The 22,015-nt window shown below is 62.3% G+C and carries 17 protein-coding genes; 3 read left to right on the forward strand and 14 right to left on the reverse strand.

All coding sequences use genetic code 11. The features are described 5' to 3' along the window. Nucleotide 1: 1 nt before the first annotated feature. From FYJ85_RS17920 to FYJ85_RS17930, 3 genes are read right to left on the reverse strand one after another with little or no spacing between them, the layout of a single operon-like run. Nucleotides 2-1,501: an ADP-ribosylglycohydrolase family protein gene (locus tag FYJ85_RS17920; protein ID WP_158703634.1), complete on the reverse strand. Its 1,500-nt coding sequence runs from the start codon at nucleotides 1,499-1,501 to the stop codon at nucleotides 2-4. Further along, nucleotides 1,498-5,985, reverse strand: coding sequence for a LamG-like jellyroll fold domain-containing protein (locus tag FYJ85_RS17925; RefSeq protein WP_154419938.1), 4,488 nt, complete (start codon nucleotides 5,983-5,985; stop codon nucleotides 1,498-1,500). Before FYJ85_RS17925 ends, FYJ85_RS17920 begins: the two co-directional genes overlap by 4 nt. A gap of 4 nt (nucleotides 5,986-5,989) precedes the next feature. After that, complete coding sequence (locus FYJ85_RS17930; RefSeq protein ID WP_154419940.1) at nucleotides 5,990-6,889, reverse strand: hypothetical protein; 900 nt, start codon at nucleotides 6,887-6,889, stop codon at nucleotides 5,990-5,992. A gap of 220 nt (nucleotides 6,890-7,109) precedes the next feature. Here FYJ85_RS17930 and FYJ85_RS17935 point away from each other — a divergent pair, with 220 nt between their 5' ends. Next, complete coding sequence (locus FYJ85_RS17935; protein ID WP_154419942.1) at nucleotides 7,110-8,147, forward strand: LacI family DNA-binding transcriptional regulator; 1,038 nt, start codon at nucleotides 7,110-7,112, stop codon at nucleotides 8,145-8,147. A gap of 94 nt (nucleotides 8,148-8,241) precedes the next feature. Here FYJ85_RS17935 and FYJ85_RS17940 read toward each other — a convergent pair whose 3' ends face one another. After that, the gene (locus FYJ85_RS17940) at nucleotides 8,242-9,081 is read right to left on the reverse strand and encodes a penicillin-binding transpeptidase domain-containing protein (protein ID WP_177994410.1); all 840 of its coding nucleotides are present in this window, start codon (nucleotides 9,079-9,081) and stop codon (nucleotides 8,242-8,244) included. Between the two features lie 219 nt (nucleotides 9,082-9,300). Here FYJ85_RS17940 and FYJ85_RS17945 point away from each other — a divergent pair, with 219 nt between their 5' ends. Next, nucleotides 9,301-10,014, forward strand: coding sequence for a YoaK family protein (locus tag FYJ85_RS17945; protein WP_158703632.1), 714 nt, complete (start codon nucleotides 9,301-9,303; stop codon nucleotides 10,012-10,014). Between the two features lie 40 nt (nucleotides 10,015-10,054). Here FYJ85_RS17945 and FYJ85_RS17950 read toward each other — a convergent pair whose 3' ends face one another. Further along, complete coding sequence (locus FYJ85_RS17950; protein WP_154419948.1) at nucleotides 10,055-12,157, reverse strand: alpha-galactosidase; 2,103 nt, start codon at nucleotides 12,155-12,157, stop codon at nucleotides 10,055-10,057. Between the two features lie 302 nt (nucleotides 12,158-12,459). On the opposite strand from FYJ85_RS17950, the gene FYJ85_RS17955 reads away from it, so the two are divergent. Next, entirely contained in the window at nucleotides 12,460-12,945 is a 486-nt protein-coding gene (locus tag FYJ85_RS17955; protein WP_106051457.1) for a hypothetical protein, read from the forward strand. A 6-nt stretch (nucleotides 12,946-12,951) separates the two neighbouring features. Here the strand turns inward: FYJ85_RS17955 and FYJ85_RS17960 are convergent, their stop codons facing one another. The 9 genes from FYJ85_RS17960 to FYJ85_RS18000 all read right to left on the reverse strand — a co-directional run bounded on the left by FYJ85_RS17960 (nucleotide 12,952) and on the right by FYJ85_RS18000 (nucleotide 21,997). Then, a complete protein-coding gene (locus tag FYJ85_RS17960; protein WP_154419950.1) occupies nucleotides 12,952-14,103 on the reverse strand; it encodes a sialidase family protein in 1,152 nt (383 codons plus the stop codon). Between the two features lie 9 nt (nucleotides 14,104-14,112). Beyond that, on the reverse strand, nucleotides 14,113-15,042 hold the full coding sequence (locus FYJ85_RS17965) for a 1-phosphofructokinase family hexose kinase (protein WP_154419952.1): 930 nt from the start codon (nucleotides 15,040-15,042) through the stop codon (nucleotides 14,113-14,115). Next, the gene (locus tag FYJ85_RS17970) at nucleotides 15,039-16,145 is read right to left on the reverse strand and encodes an iron-containing alcohol dehydrogenase (RefSeq protein ID WP_154419954.1); all 1,107 of its coding nucleotides are present in this window, start codon (nucleotides 16,143-16,145) and stop codon (nucleotides 15,039-15,041) included. The genes FYJ85_RS17965 and FYJ85_RS17970 overlap by 4 nt, the downstream gene beginning before the upstream one ends. Further along, nucleotides 16,142-16,840, reverse strand: a complete 699-nt coding sequence (rnc, locus tag FYJ85_RS17975; RefSeq protein ID WP_158703631.1) for a ribonuclease III — start codon at nucleotides 16,838-16,840, stop codon at nucleotides 16,142-16,144. The genes FYJ85_RS17970 and rnc overlap by 4 nt, the downstream gene beginning before the upstream one ends. Beyond that, nucleotides 16,821-17,522, reverse strand: coding sequence for a lipoate--protein ligase family protein (locus FYJ85_RS17980; protein WP_106051449.1), 702 nt, complete (start codon nucleotides 17,520-17,522; stop codon nucleotides 16,821-16,823). The genes rnc and FYJ85_RS17980 overlap by 20 nt, the downstream gene beginning before the upstream one ends. After that, the gene (locus FYJ85_RS17985) at nucleotides 17,519-18,376 is read right to left on the reverse strand and encodes a lipopolysaccharide kinase InaA family protein (RefSeq protein ID WP_106051447.1); all 858 of its coding nucleotides are present in this window, start codon (nucleotides 18,374-18,376) and stop codon (nucleotides 17,519-17,521) included. Before FYJ85_RS17985 ends, FYJ85_RS17980 begins: the two co-directional genes overlap by 4 nt. Nucleotides 18,377-18,442: 66 nt before the next feature. Then, complete coding sequence (locus FYJ85_RS17990) at nucleotides 18,443-19,552, reverse strand: 3-isopropylmalate dehydrogenase (protein WP_106051445.1); 1,110 nt, start codon at nucleotides 19,550-19,552, stop codon at nucleotides 18,443-18,445. Between the two features lie 28 nt (nucleotides 19,553-19,580). Beyond that, on the reverse strand, nucleotides 19,581-20,777 hold the full coding sequence (locus tag FYJ85_RS17995) for an argininosuccinate synthase (protein ID WP_106051444.1): 1,197 nt from the start codon (nucleotides 20,775-20,777) through the stop codon (nucleotides 19,581-19,583). Continuing rightward, nucleotides 20,774-21,997: a mechanosensitive ion channel family protein gene (locus tag FYJ85_RS18000; protein WP_154419956.1), complete on the reverse strand. Its 1,224-nt coding sequence runs from the start codon at nucleotides 21,995-21,997 to the stop codon at nucleotides 20,774-20,776. Before FYJ85_RS18000 ends, FYJ85_RS17995 begins: the two co-directional genes overlap by 4 nt. Nucleotides 21,998-22,015: the final 18 nt, after the last annotated feature.

Here is a 22,015-nt window from a genome sequence, read left to right on the forward strand (position 1 = left end):
CTCAGATTTCGAGTGTGATTTCGTCGAGGTGATTGTTGGCGGGGTCGCCGAACATGAGACAGGCCCGCAAGGGCGGCAGACAGTACTGCAGCCGGAGCCGCACAAGCCGGCGCTCCCCATCGCGGAAATGTCGCGTGAAGGCAGCTCCACCCTCGGCACGGTGGAACGACGGCAGCGACGGCAGCCGCGAATGATGGTTGCACTGCATCTCGCCGTCGAACCACAAGGTCAGCCCGACGTCGGCGGTCGCCGATACCATGACCGGATCGGGCGGCGTGCCGCGGACCTGGAGAAAGGTGAAGAGCTCGAGCGTGTTTGCATCGCGGGCGAACGGCGAGAGGTCGAACTGAAGCTGCCCGGTTTCGATGATCCGGTGCTTCAGCCGTTCCGGACAGCGGCCGGACTTCCGAAGCTCCCGTTCGAGCGCTTCGGTATCGCATTCCGCCGGGTCGGCGACGAGCCATCGGGAGCGGCAGATCGCCGGTTCGGAGCCATCGGGCCGGTAGGGCGCATAGGCCGGGTAGGGGACGGCCGGAAGCTTCGGGCGGAGGGTTTCGTGAAGCCGGAGAGTTTCGTCCACCGTCTCCGTCAGCGTTTGCGGCACGCCGGGGACCCGCTCGACATACGGACTCAGGCTCAGGCGGTCGTTCAGCCGTTCGAGCAGATCGGCCGGAAGGCCGCCGCGCCCGAGGAGAATGCCGAGAAACGCGCCGACGCTGGCGCCGGTGCAGTCGGCGTCGCGCCCGAGATTCACGGCTGACAGTACGCTCGGCAGGAATTCCCCGTTTCCCCAGAGCAGGGCGTGGCAGATGAAGGCGAGGTTAGTCACACAGTCCGTGAAGTTGTAGTGGTAGAAGGTTTCGCGGATGCGGCTTCCGGCTTCGCCGGCTTCGACTCCGGCGCGGTGGAGTTCGAAAACGGCGTCGAGCGTCCGGGCGAGGCGGCAATCGTCCGGCAGCTGCGCCCGTCCGAATTCGAGCGACGGGATGAGTTCCCCGGTTGTGAAGGCGCGGCACTCGGCCGCCGCCATGAAGATTTCACCCCATACGCCGTCCCCCCAGTGGTCCACCGAGGCGTCGAGTTCGGCGAAGTGCATGGCTGCGTCCGGGCGCCCGGCGAAGACGGCGGCCCAGATTTCCGAACGGATCGTCGCGCCCATGCCGTCCGCAAAGCAGTTGTCGAGCCAGCCCGAGACGGGCGGGTTCACACCGTGCCGCAAATTGCGGATCGCGATGCTGTATTCGTCGCACCCGGCCGGAATGTGGCGGCGCCAGAGGTGGCTGAAGGCGGCGGCATCCAGGTCGAGCCCGCGCTCCCGGAGCCCGGTCAGCCAGATCAACTGCATTTCAAGGTCGTCGTTCGGGACGTCCTGGCGCAGCCGGATCGACTCCGGCGTCAGGTTCGGACGATAGGGAACGCCTTCGAACGGCATGCCGATCGCGCCGCCGAGGCATTTGCCGGCCCAGCAGCCGGAGATTCTTTCACGCAGGTCGAGACTCATCTGGTTGGCTCCTTCGGTTTGCCGTTGTCCTGCCGGAACGCCTTGAATACGGCGTCGGCGTAGCATTTCATGCCGTTGTCGTTCGGATGCCAGCGGACGCCGGCCGTCGCGCCGTCGCCGGTGTTGGCCGGGTCGTTTTCGAACGGCGAAACCGGGACGAATGCAATGCCGAGCTGCTCCGAAATGCGCCGCTGCGCAGCCTCGACCTCCCGGGCGCATTCATCGTAATCGGGGGCGGTGCAGTTTTTAAACTCCTCGCGGTAGCGCGGATTCCAGATGCCGATCGTGATGATGCGCGGCGGCCCCGGGAATTCCCGGAGCGCTTTCAGCAGCTTCTCATAGTCGGCCGGGAAGCGCTTCGCCGTTTCGCCGAACGCCGAATGCTCGCCGTTCTGCACGAGAATCAGGTCCGGGCGCAGCGCCTTCTCCTGTTCGACGGAGGCGACGGCGAGGTCCGGGCGGCCGCCGGTTCCGAATACGACCCGGACCTTCTTCCCCGGCATCGTCTGCTGCACCATGCGGGCGAAGCGGTGAACATAGTCGTTCGCTTCGGAGGTCGCTGCCATGCCGCACTCGCGCGCCCAGCCGAGCTTTTCGCGCGTCTCCTCGTTCCAGCCGTGGCGTGAAATGCTGTTTCCCTTCACGAGGATGACATACTCTTTATCCGTTTTCGGGGCGGCCGCCGCGGCATCGGCCGCCGGAACGAAGCTGAGCAGATCCGCGTTTTCGGGAACGACTTCGATCGCATTCAGCAGCCGCGCGGTCGGGTCGCTGCCGCCGACGGTCCGGAACTCGATCCGGATTTCCCCTTTCTCAGGCTCCACATCCGGGATGACGAGCTCAGCGTAGCCGCGTTCCGGCGACTCGGACTTGAAGAGGTCGTAGTCCGGAACCGCCGTCTTGCCGTTGACCAGGACCGCGAACCGGAAGAGTCCGTCCTTGCGTCCCGGCTCGAAGCCGACCCGGAAAAGCAGCCTCACCGTGTATTTGCCCGGCTTCACCTGAAAACGGTAGCCGTCGAGGTCGTATGCCTCGGTGCTGAAGAGCGGGTTGAGTTCTCCGCCGGCGGGCATCGCATTTGTGTTCCGCGTTGCGGTAGTGCACTTTTCGTCGAAGCCGTACGGGAGTTTTCCGCCGAACCGGCGGTCCGGGAAGAAGAGCCTGCCGTCCGGGGCGCGGAAGAAATCGGCTGATCCGCAGTTGACTGCGATGTGCGATGCTTCGAGCATCTTCCGCTGCTGCTGCGGATAACCGGCCGCGAGCGCCGCGATGGTGCCGGCCGCATTGTAAAAGAGCTTCGAGTGATAGAGCCGGTGGAACTCCGCGTAACGGCCCGCCTTCAGCAGTACGCGGCAGCGCTCCACCCGTTCGGCGAGCTGTTCCGCGTCGCCGGTTTCGGCGGCGAGCCCGGCGACGCCGTCCGCCAGTTCGGCGAAGGCGGCTTCGGTCTCCCGCCGGTACGCGTCGGGAACTGCGGTCGATTTCCATACCGGAACGGCTTCGCCCGGAATCAGGAACGAGCGCAGCTCGAACGGTTTGAGCGTGACGGGGGAGACCGGCGTCTCCCGGCCGGTTGACAGATCGCGCATCGTCCGGGCGCCCGGAATCTCCAGCGCGACTTCCGTATCGACGTGGATCAGGCTGACCAGATAGAGATAGGTCCCGTTCTTCGTCGGCAGATAACGGACGGTTACGGGGTCGGTCGCCCCGGCAACATCCCGGAACGGGCGGTCCGGCAGCGCCCGGAAGGCGCGGGCGAATTCCCGCATCTCCTCCTCGCGTCCGAGCGAGGCCAGCGGCTGGGCGCCGAACGAGATGCGCTGGGCGTCTCCGGCGCCGACATTGAATGCGAGCTCCTTCAGGAAGAAACGGCCGTGCGGCTTCAGGTCCGAATTCTGGAAGTGCGACGGGTATTTCTCCGGAATCGGCGAGTTGCTGAAGCTCTCGAAATAGCGGAAATAATCATTCACATAGTTCTGTTTCTGACAGCGGAACGGCTGCTGCATGGCCGGGTCGAAGAGTGTTTCGTCGCCTGTCGTTCTCGCATTGTTCCAGTGCTGCTGCCAGAGGCGCATCAGCGAATCGCGCATCGGCACGAGGACCACGCCCGGAATCTGCCGGACTGCGGCGAAATCGATGCCGGGCTCCTCAAGGTAGCTGCGCTCCGGATCAAGCCCGGAAGTCGTGTCGAGCTCGAGGCTGCCGGTCTGCGGCACGCCGCGGAGAACCAGGTGGAGCGGCAATTCCGGCGCATGGCGGTCGACGGCGCTGCGCAGGCGCCGGATCATTTCGGTCGTTTTGGCGGCGCGCCACTTCACCCAGGCGTCGCGCTGCGGCGGCGCGGTCAGGAACTCATAGCGCCTCTGATACTTCTGTTCGTCGAATTCCGGCACTTTGACGCCGGTCTCCCTGCTGAACAGCGCGACGGTGTAGTCGTCGTAGCCGCTGGTCAGGTCCGAGAAGGCGATGGTCGGCCATTCGACCCAGTATTCGATCGCCTGCACGCCCGGCAGTTTCCCGAACCGGCGCGCAAAATCCTCGACCAGCTTTTCGACTTCGTTCCGGACCAGCGGATGGACCGGGTTGCAGCGTTTCATGGAAACGATGCTGCCGCGGTTGTTCCGGGTGAAGACGCCGGTACGACCGAATTCGGCGGTCCGGTCCGGCGCATGAAAGAGCGCCGGCGGCTCCGACAGGTTGATGATTGCGTTGAAACCGATGCCGTCCTTCGCAAGCGTTTCGACGATATACGGCACTTCGCCGTTTTCGAACGGGAACACGCCGTTGGTCTGCGGAAACGCCGTCGTCTGATAGACAGCAAAATTGTAGCGCAGCAGCGGCAGCGAAAATGAGTTCTGACCGGTGTAGGCGTAGTATTCTCGGAGCATCCGGACGATTTTCGGCACGGCCGCCGTGCAGGGCAGTTTCGGGCGCGTGTTGTCCCAGTCGAGATTGTAGTCAAAGCTCTGGTCCTCATCGAGATGGCCGATCTGACGCCCCGGCATTCCGTCCGGGAGATTCAGTTCCAGACGAGGCAGGCCTTCCGGCAGCGGAAGCAGCCGCAGCGCGGAGATGGCGGCGGGCGTGTTGTCCGCCTGCGTTCTCAGCTCGAGCAGCATGGTCGGCGTAGAGCCGTAGATCAGGTAGCGCAGGCGCTGCATTCTGTTGGAGTTCGGGTAGATGCCGCCGGCCGCGACGCCTCCGCCGAGCCGGTCGCGGATTTCGGACTTGCTGCCGGCTTCGGGGTAGAGATAAATGGAGAACATGCGCTCTTTGTCGTCCGGCCACTCGATTTCGAGCAGCAGCGGCTTGCCGTTGCGGTACTCGGGCGGAATCGGCAGGATGCAGGAGATGTGATCGTCTTTCTTCGAACCGGCTTCGAGATAGCCGTCCGCCGCTTTTGCGCTGCCGCGGGTCGCCGCCGAATCGGCGACGGTCCGGAAGGTTTTCTCGAATACCGGTTTCCCGGTTTTGAGTTCGCCCGGAGCGGCATTCACCGGCGTTTCGTCGTCGGCCAGCGTGATGCGGAAGGCGCGGGTCAGCCCGGTTCCGAGCTTTGCCTCAAGGCGGTATTCGCCCGGCGGCAGCTCCGGAACCGGCAGCTTCAGCGTCTGGCGGGAGTCTGCCGGGAGCTTCGGAAATGCTTTCTGCGCAAGGATTTTTCCGTTTTTATCGACGAGCGACAAATCGACACTGCTCTCCCGGCCCGATTCGGGGCGAAAAAGTTCGAGCTCGATCTCCCGCGGCGCATGATACAGTGCCCGGTCGAGGTAGAGGTCGAAGGGAGCGAACGCACGGTATTCGGCTTCGACCTCCTTGTCGCTCAGGGGTTTTTTATAGAACTTCACTTCGTCGATGGTTCCGAGGAATGTGGTTTCCGGCGCGCCGAAAGCGTCCGAACCGATCGATACGCTCCGGATCTCTCCGGCGGAGACGCCCGGGACCCGTTCCATGTTCTGTTCGTACCGGTTCCGGCTCCCGTTCAGATAGATCGCGCACCAGTTGCGCCGGTTCCAGACGGCGGTGATATGGACCCAGTCGTTTTTCGTGATGTTTCCGCGGATCAGCTTGGCTTCGACCGATTTGACGCTGCCGTCGTCCCGCGGCAGGTCGAGCCGGAGCCAGTTCCAGAACCAGAACGGGAAAACCTGTTTCCCATCCGCATTCAGGGCCGAGAGCAGAAAGCGGTTCAGGCTGGTCTCTTCCCAGCCGTTCCAGTCGGCGCGGACCCACATCGAGACGGTTCCGGTGTCTCCGAGCAGTCCGGGATGTTCGAATAGGAGCTTCGAGCCCGGCTTGAAGCGGATGGCCTGGCCGCGGAGCCCCGGTACGAATTCGAGCTGTTCCGCTTTGGCCGCGACGGCGTTGCCGGAGGCATCGCGCCCGTCGGCTGTGCCGTCGCCGCTGACGGTGAGGTCGGGAGTGCCCCCGAAAACGAGTGCCGATGCAAAGAGTGCGGCAAGTGCCGGCAGATTCTTTTTCATGATCTTACTCTTCCATGTTGACGATTTCGAAGTCTTTGATTTCGAGGTCCCACATCCCGTAGACGCGGACGTCGCCTCCCGGAGTCAGTTCGGCTTCGAAGCTGTCGCCCCGCTTGCCGTCGATGAAGGTTTCGAAGAAGTTGCCGTCGGTGCAGGTCAGCTTGAAATCATGCCATTCGCCGTTCAGCGACTTTTCGAAATTGCCGAGCCCCTTTGAATTGTCGCCCTGGATCATCTGATAGAGGGAGTCCCAGATGACGAGCATGAGCCGGGGCTGGTTTTTGTCGCCGTAAATCTGAAAGCCGTAATGGTTGTTCTCCTGATTGCGCCGGGTCGGGCGGAAGCGGCAGCGCAGCTCCCAGTCGCCTTCCGGCGTTTTGCCGAGGACCTGGTCCCACATATGTTTTCCGTAGGTGCGGATCACGGCCTCGATCTTTGCTTCCGGGTCTGCCGTCCATTTCACTTCATCGAGGATGACTTTGCACTGGAACGGATCGAGTTCGACCGTGCAGGGGCCGTTTTCCGGTTCGGTGGTGAAGCTCGCCTGCAGGTAATCGTTCAGTGCTGCCGCATACCAGGCGTTTCGGGCGATATGGATTTTCAGCGTGAAGGTCTCTCCGGCCGCAAGCGGTTCCGCCAGCTGCGCGATGCCGTGGTTGTCCGGCACGATCAGCTGATTGTCGCCGAGACGCATGCGGAAGAGTTCCTTCCCGGCGGCGTTTTTGAAGATCAGGTGGAACCAGAATACCGGCTGTTCCGACTCCATTTTCCCCTTCAGCACAAGGTCTCCGGAGAGCGCTTCGAGCTTGACCAGTTCACCGCCGGAGGTGAAAACGCGCGGGTTTTCCGCCAACGCGCAGCAGGTGGTCAGAATCAGGACGGCAAGGGCAAGGAGTTTTCTCATATTACTGTTCCTTCTCTACGATTCAGGTTGCGGAAAAGATCATAGTAACTACTTACTATAAATTATGTGCCAAGTCGAAGAAAAAAGCAAGAGTCAAACGTGAAAAAAAAGGAAAAAATGTTCTTTTCCCTTGATTTCATGTTTTTTACGCAGAGAAGTATTGACATTGGAATCTTTCGGAATTATAATAGAAACGAGTTACTGAAAACGGAGGGATTTCATGAACATCAAAGAGGTTGCAGAGCTGGCCGGAGTGTCGGTCGCCTCGATTTCGAGGGCGTTTCAGGACCCGCCGTCTCCGTACATATCCAAGAAGCAGCGGGAGCGGATTCTGAAAATCTGCGAGGAGCTGCAGTACTATCCGGATATCCACTCCCAGCGGTTGAATGCGAAACGTTCGAACACCATCGCATTCCTCTCCCGCCATGTCGCGGAGATGGAGGTTTACGGGGCAGGGGGACGCCGGATGTTCGATTACAACTTCGGCTCGGTCATCATGGGCGCTCAGGTCGCTCTGGCCGGATACGGCAAGAGCCTGCAGCTGATTCTGGTCGATGACGTCTACCTTGCGGAACGGCGGCATCTGAAGATGGTGCGTTCGCGCATGGTCGACGGCATCCTGATCTGGGGCGCCGTCGAGAGCGACAGCTACGTGACGGAGCTGCTGCGCGAGAAAATCCCGGTTGTGCTCCTGACCACCGACGGCGTGCCGGGCGGGGCCGGCTGCGGCAGCGTGGTTGCCGACGAGTATGCCGGCATGTCGATGCTGATTCAGGCCGCGCTCGATGCGGGACATCGCCGCATCGCCGTGCTCGAGCCGGGCCGCAGCGGTTCGGCCGGAGCCGCCCGCATGCGTGCCGTGACCGATACGCTCGGCCGGGCGGGAATCGCCCCGGTCTGGACTTCGCCGGAGAACGGATTCAACTATGAGTTCGGCCGCCGGATGACCGCGGAGCTCCTGAAAAGCAAGGTTCCGGCGACCTGCGTGGTCGCGTCGAACGACATGGCTGCCTGGGGCTGCATCTCCGAGCTCCGGAACGCCGGTCTGCGTGTGCCGGAAGATATGTCGGTGGTCGGCGCGGACGGCATCCCGGTGCCGGGGGATCTGGTGGTCGACTCCTTCCACCTGCCTGCGTACGAAATCGGGCTGGAGGGGGCGCGGACGCTCTGCCGCGGCCTGGAAGGGGAGCCCGGTCCCCGCCGCCTGATCCTGCCGGTGGCCCGCGTCTTCGGCAACACGATCCGCCCGCTCTCCTGAGACGGCCGCTCCTGCCCGTTTTTCCCGCAAAGCGTTTTTCCTCATACCGGCGCGCCGGCATTCGCGGCTGCCCGCGTCCGGAGAGCGGAACTGATTACCGGACCGGCTCAACCGGAGGGAGGAATCTCCGCGAAAATTGTTCCCGGAGCCATTGGCGCATCTCCGGTCCGTTTACGTCGCGGTCGGGAGCGGCGCCGTGCGCGGCGAAGAAAACCGGTTTTCCGTCCGCGGGTTCCGCAAAACCGACGAACCAGCCTTCCAGACGGTTGGTGTTGTGGTTGCGGCCGCTTCCCGTTTTTCCGTAGAGCGTCCAGTCTCCGGCGCATCCGTCGCGCATGCACTCCCTGAGGAGTTCCACATGCCCGGGCGCAAATCCGGATCGGCCGGAAAAAATCTTTTCCAACACGCCGAGCTGTTCCAACGGCGAGATCAGCAGACTCGACTCGATCCAGAAGACATTGTGCCCGTTGCTGTTCCATACGCTGATGTCGCAATTGCCGTAATTCAGGCGGTCGAGCGTTTTCTGCACGGTGCGTCTGTCGAGCTTTCCGGTCAGTTTCTTGTAGTACGGCACGCAGGAAGTCCGGAACGCCTCCCGCAGCGTGAGGTCTCCGTTCCATGCGGCGAACTCGTACCGGGTGCCGTCATAACCGAGACGGCTCTCCGGGCCGGTCAGCACTCCGGAGTCAAGCCCCATCAGCGTAGAGACGATTTTGAAGGTCGAACACGGCGGAAAACGGTGTTCCGCAAGGGTGCGATTCCCGCAGACCACGATTTGGTCCGCACCCGTTTTGCCGAACACAGCGACGAATCCGGCCGGAATTCCGGCCGCAGCCGATGATTTCGGCATAAGCGGCTCCGGCTGCCGGCAGCCGATGGCGGAAACAGTCAAACAGAACAGGATAAAGCTTTTCAGAAGGATATTTCTCATCATTGACATTTTTTATTCCTGCGGAACTCCCCGGGAGGAGGAAACAAATTACTGAATTCAGCAGCCGCCCCCCCTCTTCCCGGGGGAACCGGCGCTTACTGTAGCATGGTTTCCGAAAACGTCAAGCAGTTTCTCCCGTCCGTCAGGCCGAAGATGCGGTGTTTTCCGGCTTCCCGGCTTGAACCGGCGCCGGAAAGCGTGTATTTTATCAGCATGGAGATTATGAATCGTACGTCATCGGATGCGGAACGCCTGACCGCCGCCTGCGTGTTGAGCGTGGTCGGCGGCTTTCTCGACATCTACACTTATCTGTACCGGGGAAAGGTATTCGCCAATGCCGTGACCGGGAACATGGTGCTTTTCGGCTTCCACCTGGCCCACCGGCAATGGGGGGAGGGGACGCGGTATCTGCTGGCGATTCTGTTCTATGCCTTCGGCATTTTCACTGCGGAAATCGTTCATGCGAAGCTGCCGAAGTCCCGGCGGCTTTCCTGGCACCAGTCCGTGATTCTGCTCGAACTCGCATGTCTGCTCCCGGTCTGCTTTATTCCGTACGGCGAATTCGATTTCCTCGTCAATGCGCTGATCTCCTTCGTCTGTGCCTTGCAGGTGCAGACCTTCCGCCGCGTGCACGGGCTGCCGTTCGCCTCCACGATGTGCACCGGCAACCTGCGCAGCGGCACGGACGCCCTGTTCCGCAGCCTGTTCGGGAAAGTTCCGGGTGAGCTGCGCAAGGCGCTGCACTATTACGGCGTGATCGTCTGCTTCATTTTCGGCGCCGTTTCGGGGGCGCTTCTGCTGCACCGGTTCGGACATTATGTCTTTCTGCTCGCTCCGGCCGGGCTGTGCGCGGTCTTTTTCCTGATCGCAACCCGGCGCGGAGTCGCTTCCTGGCGGCGCTCGCTCCGCGGCGTTTTCCGGAAACTCCGGGGCTGAATCCGCTCCGCGTTGACCCGTCGTGATTCCGGGTGCACCGCTAATTCTGCAGACGGATGACGCGGCCGCTCATCGGAGCCGGAGCATCCAGCCGGTACTCGTTTCCGGCAGTCGACGATGTGCCGGTTCCCGGAGCTGCGAACTCCTCGATGATCTTCCATTCTCCCGCCGGCAGCCGGAACGCGATCTGCGACGGCGGATTGTCGAAGACATGCACGAACAATGCCAGCTCCCGCCCGTCCCGGCTCCGGCGCACCAGAATCTGATTGCCGCGCAGTTTCCGCCAGGCCGGACTCATCATCGTGGACAGCGTGCTGCTGCCGTGCTTCAGGACCGGAACCAGACGCCGGTAGAACTCCATCGCTTCACGGACGAAAGCCCACTGTTCGTCATTGAGCCCGAGAATATCGCCCGACAGGCAGAACCGCCCGAGCATGGCCGACGAAAGGATATAACCGAGCTTCTTCAACTCGTGCTGCGGCTTGACCACGGCCCAGATCTGGTTCTGGCGCGGCAGCATGAGCCGGTGCAGGCTCGCGGCGATCACCGGAATCTCCGGCTCTTCATGCGCGTCCGAAAACGACGACATCGAACTGAGCGCGAACATCGACGGTTCAAGCCTGTGGCCGCCCGAGGAACAGTTCTCGATCACAAGCCCCGGATTCACTTCGCGCAGCCGGCGGAACATGCCGTAGGTGCCGAGCACCTGGCGGCGCAACCCTTCGCCCGGGGAATCCGGGTGGTCGCAGCCGAAGCCGACGGTTTCGTTGTAGTCGACCTTGATATAGCCGAAGCCGTTCCGCTTCAACATCTGCACGACCTTCTCCTCCAGGATGGCTTTCGCCTCCGGGTCGTTCAGATTCCAGAAATGGCGATCCGGAAAGACCGGAATTCCGTCGAGGGTCAGATGATGCTTTTCGTATAACTTGAACGCTTTGCTTTGCGGTCCGCAGACTTCGAATTCAAACCAGATGCCCGGGATGAAGCCGTATTCGCGGATTTTGTCCGCGACGGCCTTCAGCCCGTTCGGAAAGAGGCGCGGGCTCGGTTCCCAGTCTCCCTGAGCCGCATACCATTCGGAGCCGTCGCTCTTGAACCAGCCTGCATCGATCACAAGATAACGGACCGGCGTACCGCGCAGCTTGTCGGCGATGGCAAGTACCTTCTCCTCGGTCGGATCGCCCCACGTCGTGCACCATTCGTTGAAGATGACCGGCAGATCCTCCTCGGACTCCGGCACGTCGAGGCGTGCTTCCTGCTCGGCCAGAAGCCGGGAACAGAGCGCGTCGAAGCCGTGCGCCGAGCAGGCGACAAAAGCCTCGGGAGCCGTGAAGGTCTCCCCGGCATCTATTGTCTTGCTCCAGTGGCCGAACTCCCGGTCGGCAAGACCGCCGGAAAGACTGAAATCCAGCGCCCGGCGGCGCGAAAATTCGATCTGCCACGAACCGGCCCAGGCGAGCTGCACGCCCCAGAAAACGCCGGTTTTCGCATCCTCGACCGCCGCGAACGGATGAAAACCGCGCACCGGCATCGTTCCGATCTGGCCGAAGCGTTCGCTGCAGACCGAGTGGCCGGACCAGGATCGTTCGAGGTGCAGCGCCTCGGCCGTGTCGGCGACATGGTACGCCTCGGCGCTCCAGCTTGAACGGAACCGGTGCAGCCGGATTCGCTCATGCTGTTCGTCGGACGCGTAAGGGCCGAGCCCGCCGAGCGCAAAACTTTCGATCATGTCGAGCGTGACCGGTTTCCGGGAACGGTTGCGGAATTCGACCGACACCGTGAAGACCGGCGTGTCTCCGCGCCAGGCCAGCCGGTGTGCAAGTTCGTATCCGCGCGGATCGGCGAGAATCGTTTCGACTTCGTGGTCGCGCATTTGCTGCTCCCGGAATCTGAACTGCTCCGTGGAGCCGTTGTGCCGCATCGAGCGGCCCGCGCCGAAGCCGCAGGTGTTGTGATCGCCGCGGATTTTGACTTCGGCGAGCGGCGTCAGCTCCGCGTTGTCGATCTCCGACCGGTCCAAAGCCGGGGCAGGGGCGGCGGCCGGTACGAGCGCGAGTTCGACTTGACCGCTTTTGATGTTCTGCCAGTAAACGACTTCGGTGTCTCCGACCGTGACGGAGGAAAGCTTTTTGATCTCATCCATATCTGAGTTTCTCCTTTTTTCCTATAATTTACTCCCGCCCTCCGTTTTTACCAGCTTTTTTTCGGAAATTGCCGGAAATGGCCCGAAATGGCCCGGAATCAGATTAGTATTTTATGAAAAATGGATTGAAATGCAAAAAAAATGGATTATTTTGTATAGGAGAGAGAAGAGAAGAAATATGGTTTCCGGGGGGGCGTTCCCGGCGGCCGCTCCTGTCCGCGATTCCGGTTGCGGACAAGGGCCTTTTGCCGCCTTGCGTTCGGGTCCCGCAAACCCGCAATGCCGGAGAGGAGGGGCATGAGATGAGAGTGTATGTGGTACCGAGGACATATTTTGAGGTTCAGCGCGGCACCCTGGTTGAAGAGGAGTGTTTTGAGCGCTGCAACATCATCTCGATCAACGCTCCGTCCCGCGGCGAGATCCCGCCGTTTTCTCCCGGCTACGAGAATGCGCCGAATCTGCTTGAGCTCCGTTTCGACGATGTCGCCGATCCGGTCCGCGAGGCGGGGGGCGTTTTTATGAGCGAGGCAGACGGAGATGCGGTTCTCGCCTTCGTGAAGCGAATGGACCGGACCCGCCAGCTCTATGTGCATTGCACGGCCGGAATTACGCGTTCCGGCGCGGTCGGCGAGGTGATCGACTGGTTCGTCAACTGCTGCCTCGAGAAAAATCACGAGGACCACGCGATGTTCCTGCGCCGTCATCCGTATCTGGTGCCGAACCGGTGGGTGCGGCGCATTCTGCTCGAGAAGTTCCACTCCCACTGGCAGTTCGCCATGCAGGGCTGAACGCCGTTACCGGAACAGGAGCCGGGCGATGAAGATCGAATTGTCGCTGCCGCGGTCAGTGCAGCGTTTCAGGTTTTCAGGTCCGGGAGGACCGGGGCTTTGCATCCACTCCGAAACGACGACCCAGGACTCCGTGCCGCTGAGGTGCGTGCAGCCGAAGTTTCCGAGCCGGGCGCCTCGTTCGGGAACCGCGATCCGTTCGGTGTCCCGCCGGATTCGCAGGGAGTCCGGATCGACCTCCGCCGCGAAGAGCGGGGCGCGGTGCCGGAACACATGGCCGTTGTTTTCGGCGCGGCGGGTGTAGACGAGCAGCAGCTTGCCGCCGCCCGTAATCCAGTGCTGCTGCGTACAGTAGTTGCCGAGCGGTTCGCCGTCGTCGAATTTCCATTCCACCGGCGGCCGGTAGCGGAGCCCGTCGCTGCTCACCGTCACATAGCCGGCTTCGTCGTTGCGCAGCGTCAGGTAGAAACGTCCGGCATATCCGATGACCGATGGCTCGCAGAAACCGCGCGGAACCGGGTGCGACAGCAGCGGGCCGTGTTCGAGGTAACGAAGGGTCTCCCCGTCGAAGCCGCACCGCATGACGGCGGCGCTGAAGCTGTTCTCCCACGGATGGCGCGCGGCTTCGCGGTTCATGGTGTAGAACGGAATCAGCAGTTCGCCGTTGTCGAGTTCGAGATACTGCGCGCACCCGGCCGCGGCGGAGAAAAAGGTGTCTTCCGGGTCGGACGGCATTTCGAGCAGACGGTAGCTGCTCCATTTCCCGTCGGCCGGATTCATGCAGCTCCAGACCGTATGGCGCGGCCGCGGGTCCGGCACAAACTCGTCATTCTGATAAACCATGCTTGCGCCGACAAGCAGAAAGCGGCCGGTTGCCCGGTGAAAATGCGGGGTGGCGTCGGCCATGGCAAGCTCCAGCTCCGGCCTGCCGGGGAACGGGCGGCGCGACAACTCCGGCACTTCGCAGATCGCGGACCAGCTTTTGCCGCCGTCGCGGCTCACGAGTTCGCGCATTCCGTAGTAGATGTCGCTGCCGGAGAGGCGCAGCGGCTGCGTGGTCATGACGGCAAAACCGTCCGGCGCGACGGCGGCCCGCGCGTGCGTATAACAGAACTCACCCGAAAAGCAGGTGTCGATCCTCTTCAGCTCGATTTCCATCGCGGAAGCTCACGCTTCGCTGAATTCGATGCGGCGGGCGATCGCGTCGGCATCGGACGGCGAAAAGCTGCCCGGAAATGCCGAAAGGCAGTTCGCGCTCGCGGCCGCCAGCGCCAGCCGGAACGAATCGAACGGGTCGTTCCCGTTCAGGAGTTCGCTCGCCCAGACCGCGCTGGCCGTATCGCCGCAGCCGATCGGATTCACGACATTGTCGAGGTGCGGAATCGTGTAGACGCAGATCTTTTTCCCGTCCGACGCATAGGCCTTTCCAGGGCCGTCGGTGATGGCGGCGAACCTGACGCCGGAGGAACGGAACACGTTGGCGAGTCCCGCTTCAACGGTTTTCTCCCCCGTCATCGCCTGAAGCTCTTCGACGTTGATCTTGAGCCAGATTTCGACGCCGGATTCGAAAACCGGCTGCAGGTTCTGATAGGAGTCGAGCAGAAGCGGCTTTTTTTGTTCGAGCACCGTTGCCGCGGCGCGGGCGTAGAGTCCCGGATCGGTTCCGGTCGGCAGCGTGCCGCAGAAAGCGGCCGCGCCGGAGTCGTCGAGCGCGTCTTCGAAATAGTCGAGCAGCATTTTGACCTCGGCCGGATCGGCCGGGTAAGAGGGTTCGATGACTTCCGTCATGGTTCCGGTTTCGCGGCAGAGGCAGGTCGTGCAGCAGCGGGTCGCACCGCCGGTTCTGACCGAGAAGACCGACATTCCCTCACGGGCGAGCTCAGTTTGAATACGGTCGCCGTTTTCGCCGCCGGTGAACTGGACCAGTCTGCCGACCGCCCGGGAATGGCAGGCCGCAGCCCGGCAGAAGTTGATCCCCTTGCCGGCCGGAAACTGCTGCATCTCTTTGGCCCGGTTGATTTTTCCGTATGCGAAACGGTCAAAGAACAAAGTTTTCTGCCAGGCCGGATTCGGCCCGAGTACCGCGATGTTGTTCATCCCATGAGCTCCTTTAAAATCATCCTGACCTCATCGTCCGAAAAATCGCGCGGATTGCTCTTCATGCTGCCCGAGCGGCAGTTTTTGACGATGAAGTCGAAATGTTCCTCTTTCAGCCCGTATCGGCTGAAATTCTCCGGCAGGCCGACGGCGCGGCGCAGCTCTTCGATCGCGGCGATCATCGCCTCGGCGGAGTCCTGCACCAGCATTCCGGCCAGCACTTCCATCTTCTCCCGGCAGGCCGGCAGATTCCGGCGCAGCAGCGCCGGCAGCAGGATCGCGCAGCAGACGCCGTGCGGCACGTGCAGCAGGCTGCCGAGCGGATGGCCGATGCCGTGCACGGAGCCGAGCCCGGACTGCGCGAAGGCCATCGCGGCCAGCATGCTTCCCTCGGCGACCATGGTACGGGCCGGCGGTGCGGATTCCCGGACGGCCGGGAGCAGCATCGTGAACACGTCGGCCGCCGCTTTGAGGGCCAGAGCCTCGCTGGCGACATTCGCTTTTTTCGACAGGTAGCTTTCAATCCCCTGAGTCAGCGCGTCAAAACCGCTCGCGGCCGTTACTCCGGGGGGACAATCCCAGGTCAGTTCGGGGTCGACGATTGCGACGTCGGCGAACATCGTATCGTGCCGGATGGACTGTTTGATCCCGGTTTCCGGGTCGGTCAGCACCGCGTTCGGCGTGATTTCGGCGCCTGTTCCGGCCGTGGTCGGCAACGCCGCGAAAAAACAGCCTTTCCCGCCGATCTTCCGCCTGCCGTAAAAGTAGTCGGCGACGCTGCCCTCCTGCCGCATCAGCGCGGCGGCGGTCTTGGCCGCGTCGATGGCGGAGCCGCCGCCCCAGCCGATGACGCAGCCGGCATCGATCTCCCGCCCGGCGGCGATGATCCGCTCCACATCCGGGATCGGCGGTTCCGGGGAGGCGTCGGAGACCAGCCGCACCGTGCGCCCTTCGAGCGCGGGCAGCAGTTCCGCTTCGACCCTCCGCCTCGAGTGGCGTCCGGTCACGATGAGCACATTGCCGGGAGCCAGCAGCCCCGGCAGCCCGCGGCGTTCGCCGCAGCCGAACAGAATCCGGCCCGGAAGATGAAATTCACAATTCATACATTCGCCTCATGTTCCGTCAGATACAGATACAACACATGCGCCGCCGAGCTCTCCGCCTGCTTGCGGCTGGCGGCGCGTCCGAACGCGACATAACCGCGCAGCGAAACTTCCACTTCGTAGACCGGCTGGTGCTCCGGACCCGTCGTGCGCAGCACGGTATAGACCGGCGGCTGCCCCCAGCGGGCCTGGGAGTACTCCTGGAGCAGTCCCTTCGGGTTGATCGTATGGAGGAGCGAGCGCGGGTCCGGGTATTCCGTCGAGAACATCCCGGTGATGAATTCTTTGACCGCTTCGAATCCGGCATCGAGGTAGAACGCTCCGAGCAGCGCCTCAAAGAGATCGGCCAGCGTCGAATCGCGCCCGGCGCCGCCGGACTCCTTCTCGCCGCGGCCGACCAGCAGATATTCGCCGAGCTCGAGCTTGCGGGCAAGGCGGGCCAGCGCAGGCTCGCGCACGAGCGCCGAGCGGATTTTCGTCATCGCTCCCTCGTCGCAGTCGGGATAGAGCCGGAACAGATAGTCGGTCAGCACGATTTCGAGGACGGCATCGCCGAGGAACTCCAGCCGCTGGTTGTCGTAAGAGAGTGAATTCTCCACGGCGTAGGAACGGTGGGTCAGCGCCTCGGTCAGGCGGCTGCTCCACGGGATATCGTTCCCGAGGCGGGCTTTGAGTTCATTGATATCGCGCGGCACGGTTCCACTCCTCGGTTTCATACTTCGAGCGGGCGAGCGTTTCGGCCCGTTCGATCCACTCCGGCGGGATCGGCATTGCGCGGAACGTCACTCCGAAAAAGCCCTGCAGCGCGTCGAGGAGCGCCGCATTCAGCTTCTCCCAGTCTCCGCCGGCGGCGGAGAGCCGGATGCTGCCCTGGTGCAGGATGCCGTTCCGGGTCCGGCGCTGCGCGGCTCCGGCGTATTTGCTGCCGGCCTCGGCCACGATGTCGAATTTGCTCGGCGAGACGAAGCATTTCATGGTGGCGCGGTCGACATTCGGCGTTTCGTCGCTTTTGAGTTCGGCCGCGACGCCGAGCGCGGCCAGCATCGGCAGCATCGCTTCGTGGAAGATCCGGTAGCTGTCCATGCGGTTCAGATCGGTCAGGGAGTGTCCGGCCGGAATGACCGCCGTGTAAGTCAGGTCGACGTCGTGGTAAACGTTTCCGCCGCCGGTCGGGCGGCGGACGATCGCATAACGCGCCTCTTCGCTTTCCGGGTAGAGCTGGGAGCTGCCGATCGAGAGCGACGGCCGGTCCCAGCGGTAGGTGCGGATCAGCGGAGCGCCGAGCGACGACGCTTCTTCGAGCAGGATTTCATCCATGCTCATATTGAAAAAGGGGTCGTGCGTTCCGTCGCGCCAGAGCAGCCAGCTTTCGCTCATGATCTGCCGTCCTTCCGGATGCGGCCGGTCAGGTAGCCGACCCGGGCGTCGAGCGCGCTGCCGGCGAGATTGTAGCCGGAGAGCTCCTTGTATTTGCGCGTGAAGTCCCCGATGACCGTGTCGGCGTCGAGCTTGACCTGCGGCGCACGGCTTTTCACGCAGCGCAGATAGGAGGAGATGACCCGGGCGAGCTCGCGCTTCCGGCGCGGCTCCGGCATCTCTTCGACGTGAATCCTGCAGCCGTCGAGGTCGATGACTCCCCAGCCGGAGTAGATTCCGATCTGGCTCTTGCGGCAGAAGATGTTGCGCAAACTCAGGTCGCCGTGTTCGACGCCCGCCGCGTGCATCTTGACCATGAGCGCCGTCACGCCCGAAACGAACTGCCGGTACGGGTCGCCCTGCGCGAACTCCCCGGCCAGCTTGTCCAGCGGAAGCTGGAGCGTCGAGAGCTCCCGCGTCACGAGGAAGTCTTCGTACGGCAGGCGAAACTTCGTCCGGCGCGCGGCGATCAGGACCTCCGGCGTCGGAATTTCGAACTCCTTCAGCCGCACCGCTCCGGCCAGCACCCGCTCGGGGCGCGGGGTTTTGAAGATTTTCCGGAACGCATTCCAGCAGCCGCGGAAATTGTAGCGCTTGATGAACACCCCGCCCGCAACAACGGCGAAAACCTTGCGTCCGCTCTTGCACTTGCGCGCCGACGGGTCGTCGATCAGTTTCAGCGTCTCGGCCGGATCGTTGCCGGCGTGCATCCAGTCCCGCCGGACGAGCCCGGCGAATCCGGAGCCTTCGAACGGCAGATAGTTTCCGTTTTCCGTGACGGTTTCGAGAATTTCCGGCAGACCGGGTTGTTCCATGTGCTCTGTTCTCCGCGAACCGCGCTCCGTCCGTGCATCACGCCCGGACGGAGCGCGTGTGTTGAATTACAGGTTCTCGACCACGAGGTCGCCGACTTCGGTCGTGGAATAGCCCATTCTTCCGGCCGCCATCGACTTGAGCTTGTTGCCGGTCACGTAGGCGACGCTGCGGTCGATCGCCGCCGCCGCCTCTTTTTCCCCGAGGAAGTCGAGCATCATCGCCGCCGCGCCGATTGCGGCCAGCGGGTTGATGACGTTCCTGCCGGTGTACTTCGGCGCACTGCCGCCGATCGGCTCGAACATGCTCAGGCCCGTCGGATTCAGGTTGCCGCCCGACGCGACGCCCATGCCGCCCGAGGTCATGGCCGCGAGGTCGGTGATGATGTCGCCCATCAGGTTTTCAGTCACCACCACGTCGAACCACTCCGGATTCTTGACCATCCACATCGTGGCCGCGTCCACGTGGCAGTAGGCGGTCTTGACGGTCGGGTAGTTTTTCGCCATTGCGTTGAAGGCGCGCTCCCAGAGGCCGCAGACGTAGGTCAGCACGTTGGTTTTGCCGACCAGCGTAAGCTGCGAGGTGTAACCGGCCTTCTTGTCCTCTTCGGAAAGGCCGCGCCACGGATTCTCCTTCGTGTGGCGCTTTTCGGCCAGTTCGAAGGCGAATTTCAGACAGCGGTCGACCTGGCGGCGGGTGTAGACCCAGTTCTGGCAGGCGACTTCGTCCGGCGTGTCGATCTGGACGTTGCCGCCCATGCCGGTGTAGACGCCGCCGCTGTTTTCGCGGACCACGACGTAATCGATGTCCTCCGGCTTCTTGTTGGCCAGCGGAGTCTCCACCCCGGGATAGAGCTTCACGGGACGCAGGTTGATGTACTGGTCGAGGTCGAAGCGGAGCTTCAGCAGGATGCCTTTTTCAAGCACGCCCGGCTTCACGTCCGGGTGGCCGATCGCGCCGAGCAGGACCGCGTCATGCTTCGACAGCTGTTCCTTCGCGTCGGCCGGGAGCGTCTCGCCGGTCTTGAGGTAGTGTTCGCCGCCCCAGTCGAAATATTTCTTTTCGGTGCTGAAACCGAACTTTTTGCCGGCGGCGTCAAGCACTTTGATCGCCTCGGCGATCACTTCCGGACCGGTTCCGTCGCCCGGAAGGACGGCAATTTTGTAGTTTTTGGACATATCGTTGTTCTCCAATGTTTTTTTTCGATCAGTAACGCTTCTGCTTGCTGTTGGCCAGCACACGCAGCCTCAGCGCATTCAGGCGGATGAAACCCTCCGCGTCCTTGTGATTGTAGGCGCGGTTATCCTCGAAGCTCGCGACGTGGTCGTCGTAGAGGCTGTACTCGGAGCGGCGGCCGGTCACGTGGCAGGCGCCCTTGTAGAGCTTCACACGGACTTCACCGGTGACGAACTTCTGGCTTTCGGTGATCGCGGCCTGCAGCATCTCGCGCTCCGGCGCATACCAGAAGCCGTTGTAGACCATATCCGCGTAACGCGGGATCAGGCTGTCGCGCAGGTGCATGACTTCGCGGTCCATGGTGATCTCCTCGAGTCCGCGGTGCGCGAGGTTCAGGATCGTGCCGCCCGGAGTTTCATAAACACCGCGCGACTTCATGCCGACGAAACGGTTTTCGACGATATCGACGCGGCCGACCGCATGCTCCTTGCCGATCGCGTTGAGCTTGCGCATCAGCGCGGCCGGGGAGAGTTCCTCGCCGTTGACCTTCTTCGGAATACCCTTCTCGAAGTAGATGATGACGTCTTCGGGCTGGTCGGCGGCCTGCGACAGCGGCTTGGTCATGACGGCGATCTCATCCGGGAACTCGTTCCACGGGTCTTCGAGGATGCCGCCTTCGAAGCTGATGTGCAGCAGGTTGCGGTCCATGCTGTACGGCTTGGCCGCGGTCGTGGTGACCGGGATGCCGTTTTTCTTCGCGTATTCGACGAGGTCCATGCGGCCCGCGAAATCCCACTCGCGCCACGGCGCGATGATCTTGATGTTCGGCTCGAACGCATAGGCGGTCAGTTCGAAGCGGATCTGGTCGTTGCCTTTGCCGGTCGCGCCGTGGCAGATCGCGTCGGCGCCTTCGGCGCGGGCGATCTCGATCAGGCGCTTGCCGATGAGCGGGCGCGCGATCGAGGTGCCGAGCAGGTAATTGCCTTCGTAAATCGCATTCGCCTGCATCATCGGGAAGATGAAATCGCGGGCGAACTCTTCGGTCAGGTCCTCCACATAGCACTTCGTGGCGCCGGTGCGGATCGCTTTTTCCTCGACGCCGTTCAGCTCCTCCTCCTGGCCGACGTCGGCGCAGAAGCCGATGACCTCGGCATTGTACTTCTCTTTGACCCACTTGACGATCACGGAGGTGTCAAGCCCGCCGGAATAAGCGACGATTACCTTCATTTTACCACTGCTCCTTCACTTGTTTGTGCGGTGTTGTTTTGTGCGATAATGTAATTGGTGCTGGTCGGGAAGGCAAATTCCAGCCCGGCAGCATTGAACTGTTCGAGGATTGCGAGGTTGATTTCCTGTTTCCATTTCTGGAACTGCACGAAGTCGAGCGTCTGGAACCAGAGCGTGACGCTGATGTCGAGTGAAAACGCCTTGTAGTCCGTGAAGAAATAGAGCGGCGGCTTTGTCGCCGGATCGAAGCCGGGATGGTTATCGAGGATGCCGCCCAGAATCCGCAGAGCCCGGCGCATCTGTTCGGGCGTGGTCGAATAGACCAGTCCGAGCGTGAAGGCGTATTTGATGCTGTTCCGCTCCGTGATGTTCTCGACCGTGCTGTCGGAAAGAATCCGGTTCGGGATATTCCAGATGGTGCCGTCGAGCGAACGGAGCCGGGTGCTGCGGAAGCCGACCGCCTCGACCATGCCGTCCGAGCCGTTGCAGATGATCCGGTCTCCCACTTTGAAGGTCCGGTCGGAGATGAGCGACATGGCTCCGAAGAGGTTCGCAATGGTGTTCTGGGCGGCGAAAGCGATGGCGAGCCCCGCCACGCCCGCACCGGTTATAAGGGCCGTGACGTTCAGGTTGAAGAGGTTCTGCGCGATGAAGATGACCGCCATCGTCCAGACCGCCGCCTTCACGCTGCGCCGGATCAGGTCCGAGAGCAGCTTGTTGAGTTTGTGGTCTTCATTGAGCCGTTTCTGCAGGACGTGGATATCCACCACCGCGATGATGCGGAATATTCCCCAGAGGAACGCGAGAATGAAACAGGCGTAGAATCCCTTCGAAAGCCACTCGTCGATCGAGCCGGGGAAATGCACCATGTTATTGCAGGTCGACAGCCCGATGAGCAGCAGCAGGAACGTGACCGGCGCGCCGAGCTGCTCGACGATATGCGTCGGCAGCTCCGACGGCAGTTTCCGCGTGATGCGCAGCAGCACTGCCCGGAAGAACCAGCGCACGAGGAAGACCGTCACCAGCGTGACGCCGATACCGATCGCCATTGCGAACAGGTTCTGCTGTTCCCGCTGGAACCATTCCGCGCTATTATGCCCCAGCGTCCGGAAGAAGCCGAATCCGTCCTCGATGCTGTCGATTTTTGTGATGTCCGGCTCCTCCGCCGGAATCATCGGCTCTGCGACGGCTGCGAAATGGTGCATAAACAGGCTGAACATGAAAACTTTTCCGAATTG

Origin of the sequence: Victivallis lenta (genome assembly GCF_009695545.1) — a bacterium.
GTDB lineage: Bacteria > Verrucomicrobiota > Lentisphaeria > Victivallales > Victivallaceae > Victivallis > Victivallis lenta.